The organism is Paenibacillus sp. DRB1-1 (assembly GCF_052119485.1).
In the GTDB taxonomy this organism is placed as follows: domain Bacteria; phylum Bacillota; class Bacilli; order Paenibacillales; family Paenibacillaceae; genus Paenibacillus; species Paenibacillus polymyxa_B.
Window position 1 is genome coordinate 2175152 of sequence record NZ_JBODQH010000001.1, and the last position, 25965, is coordinate 2201116.

25 protein-coding genes are annotated in these 25965 nt (G+C 45.2%); 11 read left to right on the forward strand and 14 right to left on the reverse strand.

Annotated elements, in window-relative coordinates:
- Positions 1-27: 27 nt before the first annotated feature.
- Genes ACQW03_RS09645 through ACQW03_RS09655 form a run of 3 tightly spaced genes read right to left on the reverse strand, consistent with a single transcriptional unit; the run spans position 28 to position 1915 of the window.
- Positions 28-795 (reverse strand): ABC-2 transporter permease, encoded by a 768-nt coding sequence (locus tag ACQW03_RS09645; protein WP_071639181.1) that lies wholly within the window; start codon positions 793-795, stop codon positions 28-30.
- Positions 792-1505, reverse strand: coding sequence for an ABC transporter ATP-binding protein (locus tag ACQW03_RS09650; protein ID WP_441949473.1), 714 nt, complete (start codon positions 1503-1505; stop codon positions 792-794). The genes ACQW03_RS09645 and ACQW03_RS09650 overlap by 4 nt, the downstream gene beginning before the upstream one ends.
- Entirely contained in the window at positions 1502-1915 is a 414-nt protein-coding gene (locus ACQW03_RS09655; protein ID WP_023986610.1) for a GntR family transcriptional regulator, read from the reverse strand. Before ACQW03_RS09655 ends, ACQW03_RS09650 begins: the two co-directional genes overlap by 4 nt.
- Positions 1916-2128: 213 nt before the next feature.
- Between ACQW03_RS09655 and ACQW03_RS09660 the strand changes: the two genes are divergently transcribed.
- Positions 2129-2701 (forward strand): hypothetical protein, encoded by a 573-nt coding sequence (locus ACQW03_RS09660; protein WP_441949475.1) that lies wholly within the window; start codon positions 2129-2131, stop codon positions 2699-2701.
- Positions 2702-2891: 190 nt separating this feature from the next.
- Positions 2892-3437, forward strand: coding sequence for a GNAT family N-acetyltransferase (locus ACQW03_RS09665; protein WP_071559460.1), 546 nt, complete (start codon positions 2892-2894; stop codon positions 3435-3437).
- A 51-nt stretch (positions 3438-3488) separates the two neighbouring features.
- Here the strand turns inward: ACQW03_RS09665 and ACQW03_RS09670 are convergent, their stop codons facing one another.
- A complete protein-coding gene (locus tag ACQW03_RS09670; protein ID WP_013308359.1) occupies positions 3489-3821 on the reverse strand; it encodes a hypothetical protein in 333 nt (110 codons plus the stop codon).
- A gap of 187 nt (positions 3822-4008) precedes the next feature.
- Here ACQW03_RS09670 and ACQW03_RS09675 point away from each other — a divergent pair, with 187 nt between their 5' ends.
- Entirely contained in the window at positions 4009-4827 is an 819-nt protein-coding gene (locus ACQW03_RS09675) for an alpha/beta fold hydrolase (protein ID WP_071639178.1), read from the forward strand.
- A 107-nt stretch (positions 4828-4934) separates the two neighbouring features.
- Here ACQW03_RS09675 and ACQW03_RS09680 read toward each other — a convergent pair whose 3' ends face one another.
- From ACQW03_RS09680 to ACQW03_RS09690, 3 genes are all read right to left on the reverse strand, one after another.
- Positions 4935-5150, reverse strand: coding sequence for a cold-shock protein (locus tag ACQW03_RS09680; protein ID WP_013308357.1), 216 nt, complete (start codon positions 5148-5150; stop codon positions 4935-4937).
- A 131-nt stretch (positions 5151-5281) separates the two neighbouring features.
- A complete protein-coding gene (locus ACQW03_RS09685) occupies positions 5282-5482 on the reverse strand; it encodes a cold-shock protein (protein ID WP_007428290.1) in 201 nt (66 codons plus the stop codon).
- A gap of 385 nt (positions 5483-5867) precedes the next feature.
- Positions 5868-8303 (reverse strand): LamG-like jellyroll fold domain-containing protein, encoded by a 2436-nt coding sequence (locus ACQW03_RS09690; RefSeq protein WP_441949479.1) that lies wholly within the window; start codon positions 8301-8303, stop codon positions 5868-5870.
- Between the two features lie 429 nt (positions 8304-8732).
- On the opposite strand from ACQW03_RS09690, the gene ACQW03_RS09695 reads away from it, so the two are divergent.
- The 5 genes from ACQW03_RS09695 to ACQW03_RS09715 all read left to right on the forward strand — a co-directional run bounded on the left by ACQW03_RS09695 (position 8733) and on the right by ACQW03_RS09715 (position 14132).
- Positions 8733-9077: a DUF805 domain-containing protein gene (locus tag ACQW03_RS09695; RefSeq protein WP_076293853.1), complete on the forward strand. Its 345-nt coding sequence runs from the start codon at positions 8733-8735 to the stop codon at positions 9075-9077.
- Positions 9078-9231: 154 nt separating this feature from the next.
- The gene (locus tag ACQW03_RS09700) at positions 9232-10827 is read left to right on the forward strand and encodes a spore germination protein (protein ID WP_220030597.1); all 1596 of its coding nucleotides are present in this window, start codon (positions 9232-9234) and stop codon (positions 10825-10827) included.
- Positions 10828-10863: 36 nt separating this feature from the next.
- Complete coding sequence (locus ACQW03_RS09705) at positions 10864-12069, forward strand: Ger(x)C family spore germination protein (RefSeq protein ID WP_071639170.1); 1206 nt, start codon at positions 10864-10866, stop codon at positions 12067-12069.
- 301 nt (positions 12070-12370) lie between these two features.
- The gene (locus ACQW03_RS09710; RefSeq protein ID WP_071639168.1) at positions 12371-13492 is read left to right on the forward strand and encodes a GerAB/ArcD/ProY family transporter; all 1122 of its coding nucleotides are present in this window, start codon (positions 12371-12373) and stop codon (positions 13490-13492) included.
- Between the two features lie 241 nt (positions 13493-13733).
- Entirely contained in the window at positions 13734-14132 is a 399-nt protein-coding gene (locus ACQW03_RS09715) for a hypothetical protein (RefSeq protein ID WP_441949482.1), read from the forward strand.
- An 81-nt stretch (positions 14133-14213) separates the two neighbouring features.
- Here the strand turns inward: ACQW03_RS09715 and pyk are convergent, their stop codons facing one another.
- Positions 14214-15629, reverse strand: a complete 1416-nt coding sequence (gene pyk / locus ACQW03_RS09720; RefSeq protein ID WP_071639164.1) for a pyruvate kinase — start codon at positions 15627-15629, stop codon at positions 14214-14216.
- 179 nt (positions 15630-15808) lie between these two features.
- On the opposite strand from pyk, the gene ACQW03_RS09725 reads away from it, so the two are divergent.
- The gene (locus ACQW03_RS09725; RefSeq protein ID WP_071639162.1) at positions 15809-16597 is read left to right on the forward strand and encodes a helix-turn-helix domain-containing protein; all 789 of its coding nucleotides are present in this window, start codon (positions 15809-15811) and stop codon (positions 16595-16597) included.
- 218 nt (positions 16598-16815) lie between these two features.
- On the opposite strand, the gene ACQW03_RS09730 is transcribed toward ACQW03_RS09725, so the two are convergent.
- From ACQW03_RS09730 to ACQW03_RS09750, 5 genes are all read right to left on the reverse strand, one after another.
- On the reverse strand, positions 16816-18234 hold the full coding sequence (locus ACQW03_RS09730; RefSeq protein WP_081366786.1) for a sucrose-specific PTS transporter subunit IIBC: 1419 nt from the start codon (positions 18232-18234) through the stop codon (positions 16816-16818).
- Between the two features lie 67 nt (positions 18235-18301).
- Positions 18302-19777, reverse strand: coding sequence for a glycoside hydrolase family 32 protein (locus ACQW03_RS09735; RefSeq protein ID WP_076293848.1), 1476 nt, complete (start codon positions 19775-19777; stop codon positions 18302-18304).
- A gap of 184 nt (positions 19778-19961) precedes the next feature.
- Positions 19962-20984 (reverse strand): LacI family DNA-binding transcriptional regulator, encoded by a 1023-nt coding sequence (locus tag ACQW03_RS09740; RefSeq protein WP_441949486.1) that lies wholly within the window; start codon positions 20982-20984, stop codon positions 19962-19964.
- Positions 20985-21152: 168 nt separating this feature from the next.
- Positions 21153-21995, reverse strand: coding sequence for an aldo/keto reductase (locus tag ACQW03_RS09745; RefSeq protein ID WP_220030593.1), 843 nt, complete (start codon positions 21993-21995; stop codon positions 21153-21155).
- A gap of 31 nt (positions 21996-22026) precedes the next feature.
- Positions 22027-23223: an MFS transporter gene (locus ACQW03_RS09750; RefSeq protein ID WP_071639155.1), complete on the reverse strand. Its 1197-nt coding sequence runs from the start codon at positions 23221-23223 to the stop codon at positions 22027-22029.
- A gap of 187 nt (positions 23224-23410) precedes the next feature.
- Here ACQW03_RS09750 and ACQW03_RS09755 point away from each other — a divergent pair, with 187 nt between their 5' ends.
- Complete coding sequence (locus tag ACQW03_RS09755) at positions 23411-23776, forward strand: winged helix-turn-helix transcriptional regulator (RefSeq protein WP_013308345.1); 366 nt, start codon at positions 23411-23413, stop codon at positions 23774-23776.
- Positions 23777-23853: 77 nt separating this feature from the next.
- On the opposite strand, the gene adhP is transcribed toward ACQW03_RS09755, so the two are convergent.
- Entirely contained in the window at positions 23854-24870 is a 1017-nt protein-coding gene (adhP, locus tag ACQW03_RS09760; protein ID WP_071639154.1) for an alcohol dehydrogenase AdhP, read from the reverse strand.
- Positions 24871-25084: 214 nt separating this feature from the next.
- Here adhP and ACQW03_RS09765 point away from each other — a divergent pair, with 214 nt between their 5' ends.
- On the forward strand, positions 25085-25921 hold the full coding sequence (locus tag ACQW03_RS09765; RefSeq protein ID WP_071639153.1) for a carbonic anhydrase: 837 nt from the start codon (positions 25085-25087) through the stop codon (positions 25919-25921).
- The last annotated feature ends 44 nt before the right edge of the window (positions 25922-25965 follow it).

Here is a 25965-nt window from a genome sequence, read left to right on the forward strand (position 1 = left end):
CCTCATAGATCCTATAGATACGCTAGCCTAAATCGACAGTTTTTTCTCCAGTAGATAAGCGCTCAAGCGGATTAATACATATGCAGCAACCCAGCTGATCAACACCGCAATCGGGAAATGCCAGGTAAAAGAAAACCATTGTCCTGTTTGAACATGGTCAAACTGCTCATAAAGCCCCTGATCGCCTGACCAATAAAAGACACTCCCGCCACCCATCAAAAGAATCCAGAGTATCGGGCTAATCGGCCGCAAGGTGCTGTATTTGGTACTGGCCGTCAGCAGACCCAACGCAATAACCAACGGTGTGAAAGCGATAATCATCACAAACCAGTTCAATCCAGCTATAATAAAGGACGCTGCATCCGCAAACGTATAAGGCTGGATGGTGGATGAGATGAACAGCGCGTACAGAGAACCTACCACAAACAGGCACAAGGTCACGACCACGGCTTGTAAAATAGCAGCAATCCATTTGGCGCTAATCAGCCACATGCGCGGATAGGGCAGAGTCAGCCACCATCCGTAGGTGTCATTCTCCCATTCTCTTCTCAGACTTCCCACACCCATGAAAATGATCATGTAGGGCAAGCCCAAGGTGACATACCACAGCCTTGTCAATTCGAGCTGGTTGTGAAGCGCGAAATACAAGGAAATAACGAACGCCACAATTAGAAATAGTGAGAAATATACAAGTCTCCACGATCTGGGCAGTCGATTGCGGCTCTGCTTTCTCCAGCTTCCTTTATTTCGAAATTCATGGCGTATCAAATCTTTGAACAGCCCTGATGAATTCACGCCTTCCACTCCTTTTTATACAAATTGCGGAACACCTGATTCAGCGAGCCATGCTCTGCACGCAGATCATCCGAATCACCAGACCATATGACCCGTCCGCGGTCCATCATGACCGTGTAGTCAAACAAGCCTTCCACTTCCTGAATATCATGCGTGCTAATGAGTATAGACTGCTGGCGACCCTCCAAATAATCAATAATCCCGGCCACGATCGCTTCTCTGGAGAGGACATCAATGCCCGCAAACGGTTCATCCAGGATCATGAGCGGAACCTCACGCGCCAGACATAAAATCAGTAGCACACGTGCCTCCTGTCCGCGACTCAACCCGGCCATTTTCAACTCCAACTCTACGTCCATATGATCAGCAAGTTTATAGGCATCTTTTATATTGAAGCCAGGCAAAAAGGATTCCCCCCACTCCAGTATCTGCTGCACCGTATGATTAGGGTACCAGCGAGCCCTGTCAGGCAGATAGGATATGCCACGATTGGTTTCCCAACCTGGCTTTTGTCCCAATACCTGAAGCTCGCCCCCATCCGGTCGAATTAATCCGGTGATTGCTCGAAAGAAGCTGGACTTCCCACAGCCATTGGGTCCAAGCACCCCTACAATGCGTCCCGCCGGAATGACGACATCCAAGTGGTCCAGCGCTTTTTTACTTTCATATTGCTTCGTCAGATGACTCGCAACCACAATAGATTCCGTCATGCCCCTTCGCCTCCTCCCTCGTCATTTCCGTCCTGTTTGCTTCTTATATACTGCTGTACATCTTCCCACGATAACCCCAGACTGCTCATCTGTCCGAGAAACTGATCTATATACGTTATAGCCAATTGTTCCCGAAAGCTGGCAATCCGTTCACTGGACGAAGTAACATAAGTGCCTAACCCGCGCCGCTTCTCAGTCAATCCGTCCCGCTCCAGCTCCTGATACGCCCGCATCACAGTATTCGGATTCATGCGTAGTTCCTGCGCCAGATCACGAACAGATGGCATTTTGCTTCCCATTTCGATCTCCCCTTTAGCAATGGAGCTTCGTACTTGATTTAATATTTGCTCATATAATGGCTGGCTGAAGTCAATTAAAAATCGGAACGAGCCAACCCGTTGTTCTTCCATGGGTGTTTCCCCCTAATCGGCTGTATCTACCGTGCCTGTAGTGTATTATATCACTTAATACACGTAATACAAGTACCATCTTATTAAAATGTTAGTCATGCTCTCCAAATTTCATTCAGTAAATGCTCAGCTTGCACTCAGATAGCATTCAAGTTGATCCCTTATGATGTATCACGTACCAAACAAACCATAACCGAAAGGTGGAAAATGAAGATGAAGAGCACCAAGAAGGCAATTTTGGCCGGAACGATGGCCTTGGCATTTTTAGGAGGCGGGACACTCTACTCCACAAGCGCAGCCCATGCTGCTTCAACTACACCTGAGAAGGCTCCCATTGCAGACAAAGCACAGGCACCTAAGGGTAACCCCGGCGATGCTAACGGCCCTAAAATCGCAGGAGGAAACTATGCTGAGAACAAAGCTCTCCTGAAATTATTGAAATTGTCCTCCAGTCAGTTGGATACACAATTGAAAGCAGGTAAATCCCTTGCTACAATCGCCAAAGCACAAGGTGTGAGCGTAAATTCCGTTATTGATGTGATGGTTTCAGATATGAAAGCGAAATTGGCTACGGAAAAACAAAACGGCAAGATTACAGCAACTGAATATAACCAACGTGTCTCTGATCTAAAGAAAATGATGACAGATATGGTGAATGGCGTGAAACCATCCAAACCACCAGTAGATGGCGGTAAAGCCGATGCAGGTAAAGCTCCTGCTCAAGGAGATGCAGCCAAGGCTCCTGCTAAAACCAATGCAGCTAAAGCCTCTGCTAAGCAAAAATAGCTACCGCCACCCATGTATAATAAATCTCCATCCGGCTTCCCTGTACGGATGGAGAAATCAATAAGCTTGTCCCCTGCTGCTGATACAACAGGAGGGGACAAGCTTATTTGTCATGTAAACAAGATAATATGTGGTAGACTAACATGATCCAGAGGTCATTTTCACTAAAATTCATAATAAGGAGAATGTAATGAAAATAAATAAACAGGAATTTGATATACGAGGAATGAGCTATACGATCAGATCTGCCATGATTCAAGATGCGAAGAATTTGTCTGAAATCCGTTTGCTGATTGATGGAGAGACTGAAAATTTAGACAGAGAGAAGGGAGAAGCGTTTATAAGTACATCCGGTTTTGAACAGCTCATTGAATCAGATACAGAGAATAACAGAAACCTATTTTTAGTTGCGGTAGTTCATGATAAAATCGTCGGATTTTCAAGATGTGAGGGCCATGTTCTGAGCAGATTCTCTCATAAGGTTGAATTTGGCGTATGCGTACTAAAGGATTTTTGGGGTTATGGGATCGGGACGAATCTTTTAAAAAAATCTATTTCTTGGGCTGACTCCAATGGCATTAAGAAAATAACTCTACAAGTTTTGGAAACGAATGATAAAGCCATTGAGCTCTATAAAAAACATGGATTTGAGATCGAAGGGTTATTAAAAAACGATAAGGTTCTTTCAGATGGCAAATACTACAACACCATAATCATGGGGAGATTTCATAAATAAAAAAAGACCCTGTTCAACAGGATCTTTCATCTTTGTATCGCCACACTTACCCTAGTAGCGATAATCATCATAAGGATTGCGATTACGATACTGATCACGCGGCTGCTGGGCTGCGGTAATCATCAAAAATATGCCTGAGATCAAATGCATCAACCAGCCCACAATCGGAATCCATCCAATAACCGAGGTCACGATCCCTAAAATAGATCCATAATAAGACTCTCTATTCGTCACCGATAGCACCAACGTAACAATGTGGAAAATCAGCATAAAGAACAATATAGTATACGCGGAATTTACGACGAGCAGCCCGCCCAAAACGGGAATAGCTAAAAACAGCTCCAATCCGCCTGTAATCCATTTTAATGTTTTTGATGGTGTCATTGTTCCACTCTCCCAATGCTGTTTCATTCCATAATTATATCCCATCCCTATGTAGGATGACATACATTTTTTAACATAATATATGCTTATATCGTGACAGTCTCACCCCTTTTTCGAATGAGCTAAGCCCTGGCTACATATATGTGAGAGAGAATGAAATTCCGTGATTTCTAAAGGGGTGAACACGATGGGATATTATATTGAGGTGGAACGCGGCGTGAAGCTGTATGTCGAGGATATTGGAGAAGGCATCCCTGTTCTGATGGTTCACGGCTGGCCGCTGGATCACCGAATGTACGAATACCAGGCCGCCTTGTTGCCTGCTTACGGGTATCGCTGTATTCAGGTTGATCTTAGGGGGTTCGGCAAGTCTGATCGACCATGGCATGGATACAATTATGATCGATTGGCGGACGATCTGCTGGCTGTTATGCAGGCGCTTCAGTTAAACCAGGTACGGCTGATCGGTTTTTCGATGGGGGGAGCTATTGTCACACGCTACATGAGCAGGCACCGGGGATTTGGCGTCAATCAGTTGATCTTGATCGGAGCAGCTACGCCCCGATTCACCCCAACCAGCGACTTCCCTTACGGTACTCCTGTCACAGAGGTAGATAAACTCATCAAACAAGCCTATACAGATCGTCCACAACTGGTAACTTCTTTTGGCGAGATGTTGTTTGCCAATCCCGTCAGCCAGAGCTTACGCGACTGGTTACGCGATCAGGGTTTTGCGGCTACAGTTCATAGCATGGCTTGTACTTTGTATTCACTACGTGACTCTGATTTGCGCCCTGATTTGCCATGTATACACGTGCCTACTTGGATTCTACACGGCAAGCTGGATCGGGTCTGTCCTTTCCCCCTGGCTGTCCAAACTCAAAAAGGAATTGCCGGATCAAAGCTTATTCCTTTCGAACGAAGCGGGCACGGTGTATTTTACGAAGCGCTACCCGAATTTAATTCTATCTTACTGAGCATACTAGCCCCATCCTCCACACCATAATTGAAAGCCTGTTCATTCTTATGTATATTTATATTTATAAAAAACAAAAAGACGCCTCAGCGCCGTTAATGGCTATGGGGCATCTTTCACTACAAACATTTATCCGTTTAGGATTGTTTGGTATGATTGAAGCTCGTATTATTTAAAACAGCCAGCTTTTTCTCGCCCTTCACCATGGCAGAACCGCAAATGGGGCATGTCGGCTCGACAGAAAAAGCGAAGTTATCCCGCATCCAGCCGTTACATGTATCGCTGGCGCAATTCCAGACAGTTGTAATTTCCTCAGGAATCTCATCCATTGGCTTTTTCCGTGAATTGTACATAAACATCCCTCTTTCTTCATGATTTATAAAGCGATAAGATGTAATCAGTTCAAAAACGGTCTTGTGAACAGATAAAAACAAATGCCCCAAACGCTATGTTCGGGGCATCTGAAGTAGGCTGTAATTTTAAATTACAGTTTTACAACGTTCTCAGCTTGTGGTCCACGGTTTCCTTCAACTACGTTGAATTCTACGCGTTGGCCTTCGTCCAAAGATTTGAAACCTTCGCCTTGGATTGCGGAGAAATGTACGAATACGTCGCTTCCACCTTCAACCTCGATGAAACCGAAACCTTTTTCTGCGTTAAACCATTTAACTGTACCTGTTTGCATGGAATTACCTCCAAAATGTATTTATATGACCTTTATTTTTTACAAATAAAAATTCACATATTGCACAAGGTTATTTCAACCTAAAACAATAACCCTCTACAATATGTGAATCTCAGGTCACAATTTCAATATACTCATATTACCATAAGTGTATTGAAAACGCAAGCACTGGAGAATTTAATTTGTGCAGAGTGCTTATGTTCTCTATTGCTGCTTCAAAGCTGTGTTCATTCGGCGGCAGTGAGTCATTAACGCCTACTTAAAACATTATATCCGCAGTTGCTTCCTATTATACCAGCAATCAAGAAATAAATATACAAAACATTGTGCAGGAGACGAACTTCTTAATAAAGCCCATCTCCTGCGTTTATTTGCTCATTTTGAATTACAATTCTGCCAGTGCTTTAATTTCCTCTGCTGTCAGCGCTTTGTTATACAATTGAACTTCATCCAGGCTGCCATTGAAGTAAGCATCGGCGGCAAAGCGGCTTTTGCCGAGATAAGCCTCGCTCGTCAGCAACTCATTGGGATTAAAGGTAATGCCGTCATTAACAGCTACTTCCTCACCATTTACATACAGCTTTCCTATATTCCCTTCCAGTGTAACCGCTACATGCGTCCACTGGTTTAGAGGTAATGATGATTTGGAAAGCAAGCTTTGATCCGCACCCTCATGGATTGTAAACTGGAGCACACCGTTTCCTTGGGAAGGGGTAAGAAACATATGCCGGGCTTGGCCGTTGCCGAAGTCAAAAATCCGTTGCCAAGCTGCACCGCCCTTCCAGTTCACCCAAGCAGAAAAGGTAAAATCCTTCGCATCTGTTACTGTATTTGGTAGTTGCACGTAACCATCCTTACCGTTTAGGACAAGCGCACCTCCAAGCTTCCCGTCTTTATCCCATGCAGCACCACCATAGGCCTTACCATCGAATTGATTGTATGTGCTGTCGACAACCGAAGTTCCTTGATCTTCACTCCACGAATAGCGTGCGAGCTGAGGACCCTGGGCCTGCCCGGGAACAATGGCTGTAAAGTTTTTCTTAGCTGTGGCTTTGTCCTTTTTGATGGTCGCTGTCAATATAACTGTTACTGGCTGAGAACCGGCTTCTGGACGGTATACTTCACCTGTCACAGAAATATTCTCCGGGTGGGTGGATTCCCATGAAATAGTGGTATCTTGTGCTGCTTGAGTAGGTAGCGTCAGATTATAAAGAACATTGCTCGTATCGCCCAGGCTCAGATCCTTTTGCACAGCAGCTACAATTTTGCTGGCCTTCAGGTCAGGCTTTAGCGAACCCCATACCGCAACACCCTTGGAGGACAACGCGGTAAAAGCAAGCGTCTTGGCACCTGTGTCCGGATCACGGTGCCGCAGGAATACACCTTTGTACTTCGTGCCCTCTGCTGTAATTTCCAGCTGATTGCCTGCCCCCAACTTCCATGTACCGTTCACTCCACCAGACAGCTTGCCGCCGCTATCCAGACTGACGTTAACGGCTTGCTTAATATTTGCCGTAATTTCCTTCCCGTGATTTACATACGAATATTGACCGAGGACATCCTTTTCTGACAGCTTTTTAAGTGAATCTTCATCTCCCGAATAACGATAAGGAGCAACCACAGGCCAACCGTCAGCGTTCATGAACATTTCATGTACCCGCACTTCAAACTGTTCGCCTCTCCCCGGGAAACGGGAATGGAAAATGACAAAATGCTTTTTCGTCTTGGAATCATAATAAGCCGAGTTGTGTCCGGGCGACACATAGCCTACACCCAGTCCAGTACCCGGATCACCAATTTCTCTGGGAATCAGGTAATTACCTATCAGTTTGACACCGTATGGTTCAATGGAAGCGTCATCAAAAAGTGGTTTGTCAGGATTCGCCTTAACCTTGATCATATCATTGCCTTCAGCATCGTAGAAAGGACCATCTGGTGTTTTGGACCGAGCCACCCGCAGGTTGTATCCGCCATCCGCTGACAATCCACCATAAGACAGGAACAAGTAATAGTAGTCCGTTTGCGGACTGTATTGTATGTACGGTCCTTCCATACGAGCATGGTTGCCGCCTGTCAGCTTTTTCCCGTAGCCTTGACCAGGGAGCGGCTTCCCTGTTTTTTCATCCATCTGCATAATGAAGATGCCTCCTGAGTAGGAGCCATATACCATCCACAGCTTGCCGTTCTTATCATAAAAGGTGTCCGGGTCTACGGCATTTGGATGCTTGGTTGCGTCATAGATCGTCCCATCCTCACTCGGTTGGTCCCACATGCCGGATTTTAGAAAAATGCCTTTATTCTTATAAGGCCCTTCAATCTTATCAGCAACTGCTAGGCCCATTGCTGAACGCGGTGAGTCACCCTTGCAAGCGTTATAATACATATAGAACTTGCCATCTGCCAGTTGAATGACATCTGCTGCCCACAGCGTGTCTGTCTGTGCCCAATCCAGTGCTTCCTTTAATTCTTCTTTGACGTTAGGAATCAATGCGTTACCATTCGCCACTCCTGTAGCAATCGTATCCCAATTCATGAGGTCTTTGGACTTGGCAGCCGCCAGATGTGAGCCAAAAATGTAAAATGTGTCTTTCACTTTCAGAATGGATGGATCATGTACGGAAGTCTCCTTGAAAGAGACAGCCTGTTTACTTTGAATTGAAAAGTTTTCTAGGTCTTGAGCTTGAAGGGAAGTCTGCCCCACATTTTGAATTCCATTTGTATCTGAATTGAGTGTTTGCTCGGCACCTACAAAAGAAGCAGGCAACAACAGCGCACCTGCGAGTGAAGCTGCCGCCGCTTTACGAACGAATGTTTGCTTCATAAATCAATCTCCTCTCGTTTTGAACATCCCTGATAACATAAAACAATATTGAGAAAGCGGTCAGGATTATGTTTGTATTAACTTCTTCCTCCTCGAATTTAATGTTGCTCATCCCTCCTGTTTCGCATTAAAGCGCTTTCAATTGATTTGAAAAATAAAGCACCTTCTGTTAAGAAGGACGATTCAAACCTGGCGGTTAACCGTACCTCTATATTATTCAATGGATATGGAAAATTCAATATGTAATTTTATATTTTTATGAATTATTCATTGAATTATTAACATTAATAAATGTATTGCGTAAATTTCTAGTTTAAAGTTATAATTTTACAAGTAAAATTCTATATGTTTCCTGCCGATATACCTACAAGGACAACTTTACGGATACTGTAAAGCAACTTTTAGATTTTATAAGGAGGTGAAAAATATATGCAATGGTATTTAAATGCATTAAAAAACTATGTAGGGTTTCAAGGTAGAGCAAGACGTACAGAGTATTGGATGTTTGTACTATTTAGTGCAATCGCTAGCTTTGTAGTCAGCCTGATCGATAGTCTTGTAGGCTTATCACCGGTATTGACTTTGATTTATTCTCTTGCTGTCCTGTTGCCATCCTTGGCCGTTATGGCCCGTAGACTGCATGACACAGGTAGAAGCGGATGGTGGATTCTAATCAGTCTGATCCCTCTGGTAGGGTCAATTATTTTGATTGTATTCTTCTGCCAAGACAGTCAGCCTGGCGACAATAAGTATGGAAAAAACCCTAAATTGTAATGGTTGTAGATGTCTAAAACCTCTTTCACTTTTGTGAAGGAGGTTTTTTTCATATCTGTATCTCCCCCATCAAAATTTCAGCAGTAAGTTTATCTAGAGACCCCGGCGTCCATACTGGATTAAAAAGTATCCTCAATAGAGAGGGAGAACGTTCATGCGTTTTCGGAAAAGAACCCCCCCTAACAAAATTAAAAAGCCGCCAGTCCAGCACAGCGAAAGTAAGCCTGAGCATTCAGGAGAGCAGCTCAGTGCGAATATCGGAAGCAATCTTCAGCAAATCAGACAAGCACTCGGTAACAGCACCGATATCATCATAAGAGAAATTCGTATCGGCAAGGATGGTGACCAGCTCATTGCAATCCTCTATACGGACGGTTTGGCGGACAAAAATATAGTCTCCGACTTCATTATGGAATCGATGATGCTGGATAGTAACTTGTCCAGAGACGTAGAGTGCAGGCTCCAGAACTCCTCTAGTGTCATGCAAGTATTGAAAGATCATGCCCTAACCATCGGGGGCATCCGGGAGATTATAGACTTTGAAACCTTATATAACGCGCTGTTTTCCGGGGATGCTGTCATTTTGATTGACGGTGAGACACAGGGATTAGTTGCCAGTGCACGTGGATGGAAGGATCGCGGTGTCACCGAGCCTGCCTCGGAAAATGTCGTCCGTGGGCCGCGAGAAGGATTTTCTGAGACACTGCGCACGAATACGGCATTGATTCGGCGTAAGATTAAAGATCCGAATTTGTGGCTGGAAACCAAACAAATCGGTCGTGTAACCCAGACCGAAGTCGCTGTCATGTATATCAAGGGGATTGCGAACCCTAAATTGGTCGAGGAAGTGCATGAGCGATTGAATCGCATTGATGTGGACGGCATTCTCGAAAGCGGGTATATCGAGGAATTAATCCAAGACGAAACTTTTACGCCTTTTCCGACAGTATACAACTCTGAACGCCCGGACGTGATCGCCGCCGAGCTGTTGGAAGGAAAAATCGCGATCCTGGTGGATGGAACCCCGTTTGTGCTTGTCGTGCCTGCGCTGTTTGTTTCCTTCCTGCATGCCGCGGAGGATTATTATCAGCGTGCAGACATTAGCAGCTTCATCCGGGTTCTTCGTTACACCGGAGTTTTTATCTCCCTGCTCGGTCCGTCCTTATATGTTGCCATCACTACGTTTCATCAGGAAATGCTGCCGACCTCACTGTTGATCGGTCTAGCGGCACAGCGGGAGGCTGTTCCCTTCCCTGCCTTTATTGAAGCACTCATGATGGAACTGACTTTTGAAATATTGCGGGAAGCTGGCGTTCGTATGCCAAAATACATCGGGGCAGCCGTCTCTATCGTGGGCACACTCGTCATCGGACAAGCTGCCGTCGAGGCGGGCATCATATCTGCTGCGATGGTTATTGTCGTATCGATTACTGCAATTTCCAGCTTTGTACTTCCTGCCTATAATATGTCCATCGCTTTTCGTATGCTGCGGTTCCCCTTGATGGGACTTGCCGCTTCCTTTGGGCTGTTCGGGATTATCGTTGGAGGCATTGCCCTGGTCCTGCATATGTGCAGCCTTCGTTCGTTCGGCGTTCCCTATATGACTCCTTTTGCACCTCTAATACCGTCGGACACCAAAGATACCATATTTCGGTTTCCTCACTGGATGATGATTTCACGTCCCCGGTTAGTCGATCAGAAGAATGTCAAACGTCGAAACAGCGCTCCACCTCGCAAATCAAGGGAATAAAAGAAAAGAGAAACAGTCGGAAAGGAGTGGATAATCATGAAGCGGAAGAAAGCGATTCTGTTCCTGATTCTTGCACTCGTTTTACTTCTGACGGGCTGTTGGAATCGCAGGGAGTTGAATGAGCTTGCCATCGCCGTTGGTATGGGGATTGATAAACAAGGAGATCAATTCCGGGTCTCTCTCCAAGTGGTGGACCCTGGAAAAGCATCAGCCAAAAAAGGATCAGGCGGTGGTGCTCCAGCCACCTTGTATACAGAAGAAGCGGATACCATATTTGAAGCGATCCGAAAAATAACAACGATTAGCCCCCGGAGAATGTATTTTTCTCATCTGCGTATATGTGTAATCGGTGAATCGATGGCCACCGAAGGAATGGCGAAATCCTTAGATTTACTCTCCAGATATCATCAGTTCCGAACCGATTTTTATATTGTAGTGTCCAAGGGCACTAGTGCGGAGGATACGTTGAAAATTATGACACCTTTAGATCCGATTCCCGCAAATGACCTTTTCTCCTCTCTGGAAACATCACAAAAAAACTGGTCACCCAGTACGACAGTAACTTTGGATGAATTGGTATCAGCACTCACCAGTGAAGGAATGCAGCCTGTCTTGACAGGACTCCGAATCGTTGGCGATAAAGAAATGGGAGAAACAAGCGGGAATGTGCAAAAAATCGCCCCGCCCGCCCGATTACAGTATTCGGGACTTGCTGTATTCAGAAAAGACCGATTAATCGGTTGGTTAAATGAAACTGAAAGTAGAGGATACAACTTCATCCTCGGCAAAGTGCAGAGTTCTGTCGGTTATGTGGCTTGCCCCGGGGGCGGCAAAGTCGTCTCGGAAATCATTAGAACCCAAACCTCTATAAAAGGGAGCGTTTATAGGGGGGAGCCCCAGATCAATATAAAAATGCAGGTTGAGGCCAACCTGGGGGAAGTTGAATGTACCGGCCTGGATTTGACCCAGGTGGGGACGATTTATGACCTTGAAAACAAAGAGGAAGAAAAAATAGAAGAGTTTATGAAAATGGCTGTCAGAAAAGCCCAAAAATCATACAAAGCTGATATCTTCGGATTCGGTGAAGCCATTCACCGTGCTGACCCGAGGACCTGGAAATCCATTAAAAAAAATTGGGATTATGAATACTTTACAGAATTACCTGTACATATCAAGGTGGATTTCAAGATTCGGCGCTTGGGTACGATTGGCAGCTCATTTTTGAATGATATTAAGGAGTAAATCCCTTACCCTACAAAGAAGGTGTTTTCCAAGATGCTGTCTCATATGGTGAACGTTTTGGGCATATTACTGATCGCTGCTGCAATCAGCTTGGTCGAGATCCCCTACATGTGGAAAAAGGGATTTAAAAAAGAACTTTGGTTATTTTCCATCCTTCTATTTGTCGCAGTTGGAATTAGCTGTGCCAAGGCATTACACTGGCAAATTCCCACTCCCCTGGATTGGATAACAGCCGTATATAGACCATTTAGCGATTTCCTGACCCATATCGGTCTAATCAGATAAGACGAGGTGAACATTGGTGCCCGGACAGATTAAAATTTCAGCACGCCAAATTATGATTTTAACAGCTTTATTTACGATCGGGAGTGCTATCCTCATCGTCCCTTCAGGCATGGCATCGGTAGCCAAACAAGATGCGTGGATTGCCGCGCTCGTTGGAGTCGGGGCAGGGCTCCTTATCTTGTATATGTACAGCAAGATTGCAGCTCTGTATCCAGAGATGACGCTGATTGGGATTATGGAAACCCTGCTCGGAAAATGGTTAGGCAAAGCCGCCGGTCTTTTGTTTTTCATTACACTATTCATCAATGCCCCTGCACCCGTTTTATTTTATATAGGGAATTTTATGACTACTCAAATGATACCGGAAACACCGATTTTAGCGGTAAATATTCTCTTTGCGCTTATTGTAGTATTGGCTGCCCGCCTGGGTCTCGAAGTGGTGGCCCGTTCAGCCGAACTGCTGTTTCCGTTATTTACTCTGCTTTATATTTCTTTTGTAGGTTTAGTGGTGTCCGATATTAAGCTGGAAAATGTTCAACCTGTATTGGAGGCGGGAGTTGGACCTATTTGGCCTGCTGCCCTGTCCTTTTGTAGCACTGTGTTTATACCTCATATTATTTTTCTAATGATCTTCCCGGATTCTATAAATCGTTCCGATCAAACCCGTAAAGCCTTTTTCCTAGGTAGCCTGATTGGCGGATTGATGTTGGTCGTGGTGGTTACATTGGCGATTTTGGTATTAGGTCCTGACTTAACAGCAAGAAATCTATATCCTAGCTATGCGTTAGCCAAAAAAATTAGCATCGGCAATTTTTTACAGCGCATCGAGGCTATCATGGCTACTATGTGGTTTATTTCACTCTTTTTTAGAATTACGCTGTATATTCACACGACGGTGACAGCAATAGCCCAAATCTTCCGTTTGAAAGAAGACCGACAATTGGTGCTTCCTCTCGGAATGGTTGTAGTCATCCTGTCCATTATCGTGTATCCCAATGTCCCTTACCAACAAACCTATGATACAAAGACGTGGGTTCCTTACTCACTATCCATCGGGTTGTTTTTCCCCTTACTATTGCTCTGTATTCATGGGATACGAACAATGTGGTCAAAGAAAAGGGCAGAATCCAAAGGGTAAATCACATCCATTATTCGCATCCGTGAATTTTTTTTGGCTTTACCTGTTTACATCCTCCTCTTTTAGTTTATTTTAAACGAGTATTAAGCTGGCGCTAAGATTGGGTGTGTATGATGTATATTAGAATCTGGTAACTACATAAGCCGGATCGGCTAAAGGCATAAACATTACTCCCGTTGGATATCCATATAAGGCTCCACCCTGTCAGAAATTGAATGAAACACAAAGGAGATTTACACTTATGAATCGAAAACGAATGTTGGTCATCTGTACACTGTTGCTGGCGTTATCTATTGGGCAGTCTTCTACTTGGGGAAGTCGGGCTAATGCTGCTACACTGGCTCCAGAGAGAGCCCCTCAGGTACAGGATAATGAAGCTTCCAAGGATGATGAACTTTTGAAAACACTGGGCGCATCCTCGGATGAGCAATTGTATGATGCGTTATATAACGGTCAAACCTTGGCAGATATTGCACAATCCAATAAACAGGACGCACAGGCTGTTGTTGATTTACAGGTAGCTCAGTTAACGGAGCAGTTGGATCAACGACTGGCCAATAAGAGCATTACGCCTGAGCAATACCAAGCCCATAAGGCAGAATTGACACAGGTCGTTGCTAAAAGTGTGTTCGGGCTGTAAGCAATAACACGACAGAATGTGAAAAAGGCGCTGAACCCATGGGGGCCAGCGCCTTTTGGCTTGTCTATATTTTATTGTAGATTACACTTGATATACTCGGATCAAGTTAGTGGTGCCCGCCTCAGCGACAGGAACACCTGCCGACAGAACTACAGTATCCCCTTTATGGATATATCCTGCATTCAGGGCGTTACGGATGGAGGATTCAAACATTTCATCCGTTGTCGCTACTTTATCCCCTTTGATCGGGAATACACCGGATAACAGGCAAATTTTAGCGAATACCGTATTATTCGGAGTAACCGCAATAATAGGTGCCTTCGGACGATATTTGGATACCATACGTGCCGTGAATCCACTGGCAGTTGAGGTAATAATCGCTTTGGCATCCAGCTCCAGAGACGAACTTACCGCACCTTGACTAATCACTTCGGTAATATTGGTGCTTTGGCGTGCTCTGCGCTTATCGAACTGCTCCTGATAATCCAATTGTGATTCTGCACTGGCAGCTACCGCAGCCATGGTCCGTACAGACTCGACAGGATATTTACCTGCAGCAGATTCACCCGACAGCATAACAACATCGGCTCCTTGCATAACGGCATTAAACACGTCACTAACTTCGGCTCTCGTCGGACGCGGGTTCACCTGCATGGATTCCAGCATGTGGGTAGCTACAATAACGGGCTTGCCGACCAGATTACACTTGTCGATCATTTCTTTTTGCATCACAGGCACATCTTGAATCGGCACTTCGACGCCCAGATCGCCACGGGCTACCATAATACCATCGGAAGCTTCGATAATATCATCCAGGTTTTCCATGCCTTCAGCGTTTTCAATTTTGGAATAAATTTGTACATGCTCAGCATGATGTCCCTTCAAAATCTCACGGATTTCACGGATATCGTCGCCTTTACGCACAAAAGAAGCCGCAATAAGCTCAACACGCTGCTCCACCCCAAATTGGATGTGCTTCACATCTCGCTCCGTCACGCCTGGAAGGGTCGTATGAATCCCTGGCAGGTTCACACCTTTTCTCGGCTTCAAAATACCGCCGCTTACAATATTACAAATCATTTCCGTACCTTCGATGGAAGTTACAGTCAGATCCACCAAACCGTCGTCAATGAGAATGCGGTCGCCTGGTTTGATGTCCTTCGGCATATCCGGGTAATTCACTGAAATACGATGCTCGTCCCCTAGAATCTCTTCTGTGGTCAGAATGAGCTGGCTACCTGGTTTCAGCAGACAAGATGCCTCTCTCAGCTTGCCAATCCGTATTTCCGGTCCTTTAATATCCATCATGACAGGGATAAAGGTATTCATTTCCTTCGCAGCCTGACGCACATTTTCGATACGTTTAACGTGATCTTCCAGTTCACCGTGAGCCATATTCAAACGGGCTACCGTCATACCAGCCTGGATCATTTCTTTTAACAACTGAATGGAGTCACAGGCAGGTCCCATAGTACAAATAATTTTCGTTTTAAGCATAGTAATGTCATCCTCCTGAATGTCTTTACTGTATGGTTTTCTATTCCACTTTGCTTCTCTATCTACATTAAACTTATATAGCTCTATTCTACCTGTACCCGTGCACCAAGACTATGAACTATAGTATGATGAATGTACTACAGTATAATGAGTGTTGAAGACATCGGGGAGTGAGTTTCGTGATTACATTGGTGGATATTCGGCAGGACAACGGTGTGGACTGGTATGAAAAGGCTCGCGCAAATAGCGACAACGATGACTTACTGTTCATTTTGGTCACCTTTGGCAAATGTGTATATTGGGTGAACGATTGCAAATTCATTCTCGGTAAGGGTGAAACGCTGCTTTTACCCAGTCATCTGGATTACTATGGCAAGAGCATTCCTACGCTTTTTCATACCAAGTATGTGATACATTGCCGCAAAACATGTACAAACAGCACACTTCCCATATTGAATACTGACAAGCCGTTGTTGATCAAACCCGGATGCTACGATATGCTGCATGAACGGATCAAATCGATGTACTATCAATGGACTGAACACCCAAGCTACTACACCATGATGGCTGACTGTCTGCTGACCGAGGCAATGATATATATGAATCAGGAATGGGACAAAGGCACCATTTCTTGCGATCGAGAGCGACATGTGGAACATATGAAACAGTATATCCAGAACCACTACCGTGAAAAGGTAACCAAGGAGGAGCTTGGCGACGCCATTCGTAAAACCCCCAATTATGCCGCGACGCTGCTGCGTGAGGTAACACGCCAAACGATCAGCGAGCATGTACATACACAACGTATTAAAACCGCCATTTACATGCTGACCGAGTCCCGGCTAACGATCCGTGAAATTTCGGAGTATGTGGGATATAGTGATGTTTCCTATTTTCATCGAATCTTCAAACGGTTGACAGGCTGCTCACCGTCCGAATTTCTGGATGAACGTTCCTCAATCGTTTAGAACTACAGAAATAGGATTATGGGAAGATGATGATACGAAGCGGATTTCATAGTTCAAGATTTTTGCAAAATCCTTAGTTAATAAAAATGGTCGTTCCACCTGAAATCCTGCTCCAGTAGCCCTTTTTCATTAGGGACCAAGAGCGTTCCATGTAGAACGACCACCATATTTATGCTTACGTGCATGAAGCTGCGTGTATTCGTACCACCTGGGTGGCGTTAATTAGAAGAACCCGCTGTTTTGACCTCTTCCAACATTTTATCGTTATAGCCAAACATCCAGGTCAGGACAAACGCTACAACCATAGCAGCCAAGTTCGCCAAAATGTAAAGCGGAAGCTGATGATTCATGTAGAGCAACGTGCCCGGAATGACCGTAACTGCCATACCTGTAGCCGCCAAATGGAAGACCGAAGCGATAAAACCACCAACCGCCCCACCGATAAGGCCCATGACAAAAGGCTTCATGTATCTCAGGTTGACCCCGAAAATAGCCGGCTCCGTAATCCCCAGAAAGGCAGACAACGAGGAAGGAAGTGCTAACGCTTTCAGCTTGCTATTCTTCGTTTTCAGTCCAACCGCCAGACAGGCAGCACCTTGAGCAGCCATAGCGCAGGTAATGATGGCATTAAAGGCGTTTGCGCCGTTCTTTTCAAGCAGTTGAATCTCCAAGAAATTAAATATATGATGCACACCTGTAACGACGATAATCTGATGCAAAAAGCCGATGACAATCCCTGCAATACCGAAAGGCAAATCCAGCACAAACGTTGTTCCGTGCAGCACCCATTCTTCGAGTGAATGGAAAATCGGACCGATGGCAAACAATCCCAAAGTAATCATGATCAACAGTGTTAAAAATGGTGTAAGAATCAGATCTAACGCTTCAGGCACCCGTTTGCGCAGCGCCCGCTCCAGCTTGGCTCCGATCAAGCCCACGAAGAAAGCTGGCAATACCGAGCCTTGATAGCCCACCACAGGAATGAATCCGAACATCGTCAACGGGTGAGCTGAGCCGTCCGCAACACTATAAGCGTTGGGCAAGGCCGGGTTTACCAGCATCAGACCGAGAACGATACCCAGCACTGGACTACCACCAAATACTCTAAAGGCTGACCAAGCGACTAACGCTGGTAGAAAAGCAAAGGCCGTATCCGTTAATACTTGTGTGTATAATAGAAAATTGGGTGAAATGTCCTGTGGCGTCATGCCGAGTAGAGCGAGAATTTGTGGCTGAGTGAGCAAGCCACGTAGCCCCATGAACAGCCCCGTAGCAACCAGCACAGGAATAATCGGTACAAACACATCACCAAAGGTACGAATGGAACGCTGGAAAACGTTCCCTTCCTTTTTCGCCTGACTCTTCACCTCTTCTTTAGATGAACCGGTTACGCCAAGCTTTTCGACCTCTTCAAAAATTCGATTTACCGTACCCGTACCAAAAATAATCTGATATTGCCCGGAATTGAAAAAAGCACCCTTGACCTTGTCGATCTCCTCAACTTTTTTCTGATCAATCTTCTCCTTGTCATGCACCATAATCCGCAAGCGTGTCGCACAATGAGCAAAAGATGCAATATTTTCTTGCCCACCGATTGCCTGGATCACTTCTTTAGCTATTTCTCTGTTTTCCGCCATGATGTTCATCCTCTCGTTCATTCCGTTATGTTTGATGATTAACGATCCACTTGATGTTTTAGCCTACTCATGTAAAATCCCATTTCACCGCCTGGAAGAGAGCCTCTCCCTTGTCGGCAAAAAAGCGTATTTCGTCACTCTCTGGATGCGGAAAAATACGACTGGTGAACACCTCTTCCCCATCATTGACGAAAATCTCAACTGAAGACGTATCTACAAACAAATGTAGTTTGATATGATCTTTATCCCATGAACACTGCCGTACCTCACCATACGAAGTGGCTACAGGCTCACCTGATTGCGAACGGTCCAATACAAGTTTGCGGCTGACGGCATTATATTTAATCACCGTTTTCTCAGTCTCGCTCGCACGGAATTCAATACCAAACACCTTAGCGCTCAAAAGATCTACCTCACAGATCAGCTCATAGGCCGTACCTGTAAATCCTTCATAGGTTTTGCTCTCTGAGAATAACGTGTCAGCTACCCGATCCTCACGATTTCTACGCAGCGTAGTCAGCTCAGGGATCGGCCGCTGCAAGAGTTTGCCCTCATGAAGCGTAAGCTCCCTTGGTAATGTCAGGCAATGAGCCCATCCGTTCGGATCTGTGGGATATTCGATATCCGGCAGGCCCATCCATGCCACCATAATACGCCGCCCCTGTGGGTCAATCATCGTCTGTGGCGCATAGAAGTCAAAGCCTCTATCGAGCTCGTGGAATGCGCCGTGCTCCAGTCTTCTTGTTCCGGTATCCAACGGCTTGCCGATTACATAGCCCGATTGATAAATATTGTGATTTTCATCCCCAGAAGGCTCCAAGCCCTGAGGAGAAAAGATCAAGACTCCCGCTTCGTTCAGTTCAAAATAATCTGGACATTCCCACATGTAGCCAAACGACTCCAGGCCTGTGCACAATTCCCCCTCAAACTCCCACGTACGAAGGTCGGTTGATCGGTAGAGGACGGCGCAGCCTGTTAAATTCGTTCTCTGGGCACCAATCACACAGTAAAAGCTATTGCCGTCTTTCCATAGCTTGGGATCACGAAAATGGTCTGTATACCCTTCTGGCACATTGGAAATAACGGGGTGCTCCCATTTAGTAATATGACCATTCTCGTCCATAACAGCCATGCATTGATAAGGATGTCTGATCCAGTCTTCATCTCGTGCATTTCCCGTATACAGCATATATAATTTGCCCTCATGCTCCAGTGCGCTGCCCGAATAAGCCCCATGCGAATCAAAATAATCCCCAGGTGCGATACCAATGCCCGCACTATTCCATGTGACCAAATCTTTGGATTTCAGATGATACCAGTATTTCATCCCATGATCCGTTCCGAGCGGAAACCACTGATAAAATAAGTGGTATTCACCTTGGTAATATGAAAAGCCATTGGGGTCATTGAGCAAACCTGTCGGTGGCTGGATATGAAACGCCTGCCGCCATTGACATTGCTCCACTCTCTCCTCCAAGCTGGCTATTTCACCGGGCTCTGCCTGCTCGATCATTCGATACTTTTGTTCTCTTGTCATTTTCATAGGTGTACCTCATTTTTATTAAAACTTTCGCTTCAGGAACCGGTTCCAAATCAATGAAAAAAATATTTGATCGGAACCGGTTCCCATGCAATTAAAAAAATATACTCATCCATGGATTTGCAACCGATTCCATTTGTACCCGAATGCTATGGAACCGGTTTCGAAGAAATTATAATCCACTTGTTCAGCGTTTGTCAACGCTTTCTCTTTCGATAAGGGAATAATTCATGACCGTCACTTTTTCTACCGATTTATGTTCTACCAACCGCATAATATTTTGCGCTGCTACACGTCCAGCCTCCATATACGGATATTGAACGGTTGTCAGGGCAGGGTGAATGACCTCCGTAATATCGTATCCCCCAAAGCCAGTTACCGACAAATCTGACGGAATGACAATCCCTCTGGAATAAGCCGCATTGATTACGCCCAGCGCGATATTATCCGTAGCACACACCATTAACGATGGCTTGAAATTGTCCAAAATGGCGGATGCAGCAATCCGTGCATCGGACATTTTAAATCCGGTCTCATAGTATCTGATATCATACCCTGCTGCTCGCATCGCATCGTCCGTATGAGACTCAGCAGGCAATGCATCGCGAACAGCCTGCCTAAAGCCCTCCTTGCGCTGCACACCGACGGCAACATCCTTTTCAGTAACACCAACGTAGGCAATTTCGCGGTGTCCCTGTGACAAAAGGTACGTGCCGATATCATATCCTGCACGATAGTCATCATGGATAAGGCTATGAAGCTGCTCGTGCTGCTGGCCCACCAGCAACACCGGAATACCGATGTCACGAATCGCGGTCAGATGGTCGTCTGTAATTTGAGCAGCCAGCAAAATGATACCCGAAATCTTTTGTCTTCCCAGCTCATAAATGGCTTCGATTTCACGCTGTACATCCTGACTCGTATTCGAGATCAGCATCTGATAATGCTGAGAACGCAGTTCCTCATCAATCCCCATCAGCGTATGGGATGTCGCAAAAGAATCCAGACGCGGTACAACGGTGCCGATAATGTTGGTCCGCTTCGCCTTAAGACTCTGGGCAAAGGCATTGGGCACATACCCCGTGGCTTTAACCACTTTTTCAATTTTACGTTTCGTATCCACGCTGACAGACCCGCCGTTCAAAAAACGGGATACCGTGCTCTTGGATACACCAGCCATTTGGGCTATATCTGCAATCGTCTTATTCATGAAGTCCCCCGGAGATTTTTCATATTCATATGCTTCCAAAACGTCTCTTTTCACATAACCCTATAATACCATATGGCGGGATTGGATTGCTGTAGCTCCAGATCCATCATGCACAAAACGCCGTCCCTTCAGTGAAGAAGGAAACGGCGTCTCATGATGAACGTAATTTTAAAAATCAAAGTTATCCGGATCTGGGCCTACTCGAAGATCGGCATTTAACGCCTGAATTCGATCCATATCCTCGCGCGTCAGTTCGAAGTCAAAAATGTCGGCATTTTCGACGATCCGATGCGCCTTGGTAGACTTGGGAATGGTGACAACTCCCTGCTGCACATCCCAGCGTAAAATCACTTGCGCCACCGATTTGCCATACTTGGTCGCTACGTCTTGTAATACCGGATGATCGAGCAATTGGCCTTGCATTAACGGGGACCAGGCTTCCATTTGAATGTCGTTCTTTTGACAGAATTGCAACAGCTCGGCTTGGGTTAATTGTGGATGGAACTCCACCTGATTGATCATTGGCTTGATTTCAGCATCCTTCATGAGATCTTCCAAATGATGAATCTGGAAATTGCTGACTCCAATTGCCTTAATCCGTCCTTCTTTATACAAGGATTCCAACGCTCTCCAAGCTTCTTTATACTTTCCTTGAACTGGCCAATGAATCAGATATAGATCCAGATATTCCAGACCCAGCTTATCCAGACTGGCTTCATAAGCTGCTCGTGTCTCTTCATAGCCTAAATCTGCATTCCACACTTTGGACGTGACGAACAGATCTTCTCTGGACAGATTATTTTCCTGAAGGGCTTCCTGAATAGCCTGCCCTACACTGCTTTCATTCGCATAGATTGCAGCTGTATCTATACTGCGGTAGCCATGCTTTACAGCAGCCTTTATAGCATCGACCAGCTCCGAACCTTCTTCCACTTTAAATACCCCGATGCCAAACCAAGGCATGTGAACTCCGTTGTTTAACAATGTTGTGCTTTGTAAGTTTTGTGTCATTTTGTATCTTCCTCTCTATTTTTTAAAAGCTTTAACCTGTAATGGTGGTTGTATCCCTTTTTTCGAGCATACGACTCCAGCCTGTGAGCAGAACCGCAACGAAAACCATAATGCCCCCGATCCACGTCGTATGAATGAGGCCCAGTGAATCAGTTACAATGCCCCCTACATATGCTCCGATTGCTATCCCTGCATTGAAAGCTGCAATATTAACAGCAGAGGCGACATCGACAGCTTTGGGTGCAAACCGTTCGGCCAACATGACTACATATACCTGTAGCCCGGGCACGTTCATAAACGCAAGCAATCCCATAAAGAAGATCGTAATCAGTCCTGCCGTTTTAAAAGGTGCCGTGAACAACAGGAGAAAAAGGATCACGGCTTGAATCAGAAACATGTAAAACAAAGCTGAAAGCGGCTTGCGGTTGGCTGCTTTTCCGCCAATGACATTCCCGATGGCAATCGCAATTCCATACAGCAAAAGTATAAACGTTACCGTACTTTGCTGAAATCCGGTTATGTCGTGAAGTAATGGAGATAAATAAGTAAACACCACAAATGTGCCTCCATACCCCAAAGCTGTAATGATAAATGCGAGTAGCAAGCGACCATTGGTAACCAGTTTGACCTGCTCGCGGAAAGGAGTCTTGTTCCCTTTGCGCAGCGTAGATGGCAGCAGAATCAGATTGGCGATGAGTGCCACTACACCGACGACCACAATCGCCATAAATGCAGCCCGCCAACCCCATTGCTGCCCAATGTAGGTGCCCAAAGGTACACCTGTGACCGTGGCTACGGTCAATCCGGAGAACATAATGGAAATTGCACTCGCTCGTCGATCATCCGGCACAAGATCGGCCGCGATGGTGGAACCGATAGACATGAACACCCCATGGGCGAACGCTGAGATCACACGTGCTATCAGCAGCAAGGCAATTCCGCTAGAGACCGCAGCGAGGCTATTACCTGCAATAAATATAATCATGATCCACAGCAGCAACGTTTTACGGGGAACACTTGATGTTAATGAGGTCAAGACAGGTGCCCCGATGGTAACCCCTAATGCATATAGCGTTACAGTTAGTGCAGACATCGTTACAGATATGTGCAAGTCTTCAGCAATCAGGGGAAGCAGTCCCACGCTGATGAACTCGGTTGTTCCAATCGCAAAGGCGCTTACGGCTAGAGCCAGTAATGGCCATATACTTCGTTTTGATTCTGGCGACATGTTTTTCGCTCCTATCTATAGAAATCTTCGACCAGCAGATGTTATTATGAGTTATTCAAGCAAATATGAACAGTACGTACTTTTTAGTGATATAGGTACTAAAAAGTACCCTAGATAAAGTTCTTTTTGATTAAAACAGGTTGTTAAGGTATGTATAACAGAAGCGATACACACGGGGGGATCTGCATTGGGGAAGAAAAAATACAACATCTCTGTTGAGGCGACGTTAGAGGTGATCGGGGGGAAATGGAAATGCGTGATTCTGTGTCATTTGACACATGGAAAGATGCGGACAAGCGAATTAAAACGAATGATGCCTTCCATAACACAAAAAATGCTGACTCAGCAGCTTCGTGAATTAGAGGAAGACGGTATTGTCAATCGGATTAGCTATAATCAGGTTCCACCCAAAGTTGAGTACGAGCTTAGTGAATATGGATGTAGTCTGAAAGGCATTTTAGATTCTCTTTGTGCTTGGGGAGAAAGACATATTATTAAAGAATACGGGGATAAATCTGCAGTTTTGGAAGATAACATTCTGAATAAGCTGTAAAGCCAAAAAGAGCGCCTGCATACATCAGCAGGCGCTTTCTCTCTCCGAATTCCAAGGGTTACGAATTGGACATCATTTTAATTTGTGAAATCAATGACCATGCGTCCTTGGATTTTGCCCTGCTCCATCTCCTCGAAGATCTCATTAATGTCTTCGATCGGACGTTTTTGTACAAGAGGGACGACTTTACCTTCTGCAGCGAACTGGAACGCTTCTTTAAGGTCTTCACGAGTGCCGACCAAGGAGCCAATAACTTGAATGCCGTCCAGAACCAGACGTGGAATGTCCAGATCCATCTTATCGGTTGGAAGACCTACAGCTACAACACGCGCGCCAGCCTTTACAACGTCGATGGCCTGGTTGAAAGGTGTTTTGGCAACAGCAGTAACCACGGTTGCATCCAGACCAGCACCGTTTGTTAACTCCTTAGCTCGGGCGACCGGATCTTCTTTCATGCTGTTAACGATATAGTCAGCACCAATTTGTTTAGCCAGTTCTAGTTTTTCATCACTAATGTCAAAGGCTACAACTTTAGCATTGAATACATTTTTGGCGTATTGCACAGCCAAATTACCTAAGCCACCAATGCCGAAGATACCAATCCATTGTCCTGGTTTGATTTCACTTACTTTAACTGCTTTATATGTTGTAACCCCTGCGCAAGTTACACTACTTGCAGCAGCAGGGTCAAGACTATCTGGTACTTTGACTGCGTAGTCAGCTGTGACAATACATTGCTCTGCCATTGCACCATCTACGGTATATCCGGCATTTTTAACTTCACGACACAACGTTTCCCGGCCAGTTAAGCAGTATTCGCAGTGACCGCAGCTTTCGAACATCCAGGCAATGCTTACGCGATCGCCAATCTTCAGACTGGTTACTCCTTCACCTAACTCAATGACTTTTCCGATACCTTCATGCCCCAGAACTCTGCCTGTAACATCACCAAAATCTGCATTTTTCACATGTAAATCCGTGTGGCAAACTCCGCAATATTCGACTTGAACTAACGCTTCTCCATGTTTCAGGGAGCGTAAAGGTTTCTCTTCTATACTGACTTTCTTGTCTTTTGTAACAATCGCTGCTTTCATGTAAATCTCTCCTTTAATTACGCATGGAATTATTTTGTAAAGTACATTGAATATTATATAAATTTTTAACTACAAAGGACAAGCATATTCTAAACTAGGCCATTTAATCACTAGATGCTTGTTCCTAAGTCCTTGTACCCTTGCAGGAACTTTCTACAATAATTTACAATGTAAAAAGTTTCACATACTCTATTTGGAAGAAGGATACAAAAACATGAAAAAAAACTGGAAAGGTTGCCTGTTCAGCATATTTGCCATTATCTTGGTCGTGTCGGTAACAGGATGCAATTCACAGCCCGCCATTTCTAGTACCACCAGCACTTCATCCTCATCAGCTAACAACGCTCATGCAGTTGTTCAGAAAGGCCCACACTGGTCCTATGCAGGAGATCAGGGACCGGAACATTGGGGAGAACTGGAAAAAGACTTTGTTGCATGTGGTAACGGCCACGAACAATCTCCTGTTAATATAGAGCATACCCATCTGGAAGCATCGCAAACACAGCAACCGCTACAAGTTCATTACACCAATACAAAAGCATCCATTTTGAATAATGGGCACACTGTGCAAATCAATGTTGCCAATACCAGCAATAACATCATGCTGGACGGTACTAAATTCACTTTAAAGCAGTTTCATTTTCATCACCCGAGCGAACATCAAATAGATGGTAAAAATGCTGAAATGGAGCTTCATTTTGTCCATCAAAGCGACAACGGAAGCACAGCTGTCTTAGCGGTCCTTATCCAAAGTGGCAAAGAAAACAAGGCTTTCAACCGCATCTGGTCCAAACTGCCGAAAGATATTTCCCAAGAAGCAGCTCTGGATGAAGAAATAAATCTCGCTGCGCTGCTGCCAAAAGATTTGCACTCCGTTCGCTACAACGGATCGCTGACTACCCCACCATGCACAGAACATGTAAATTGGACAGTGCTGGAGCAACCTATTGAAATGTCCGCAGACCAAATCAACCGGTTTGCTGCCATTTTCCCCGATAACCATCGTCCTGTACAACAGCTGGGAGCCCGGGAGCTGACTGCCGATAAGTAATAAATTGTCGTTAGATATAAGGTGCATTCTATATTTGAATACCA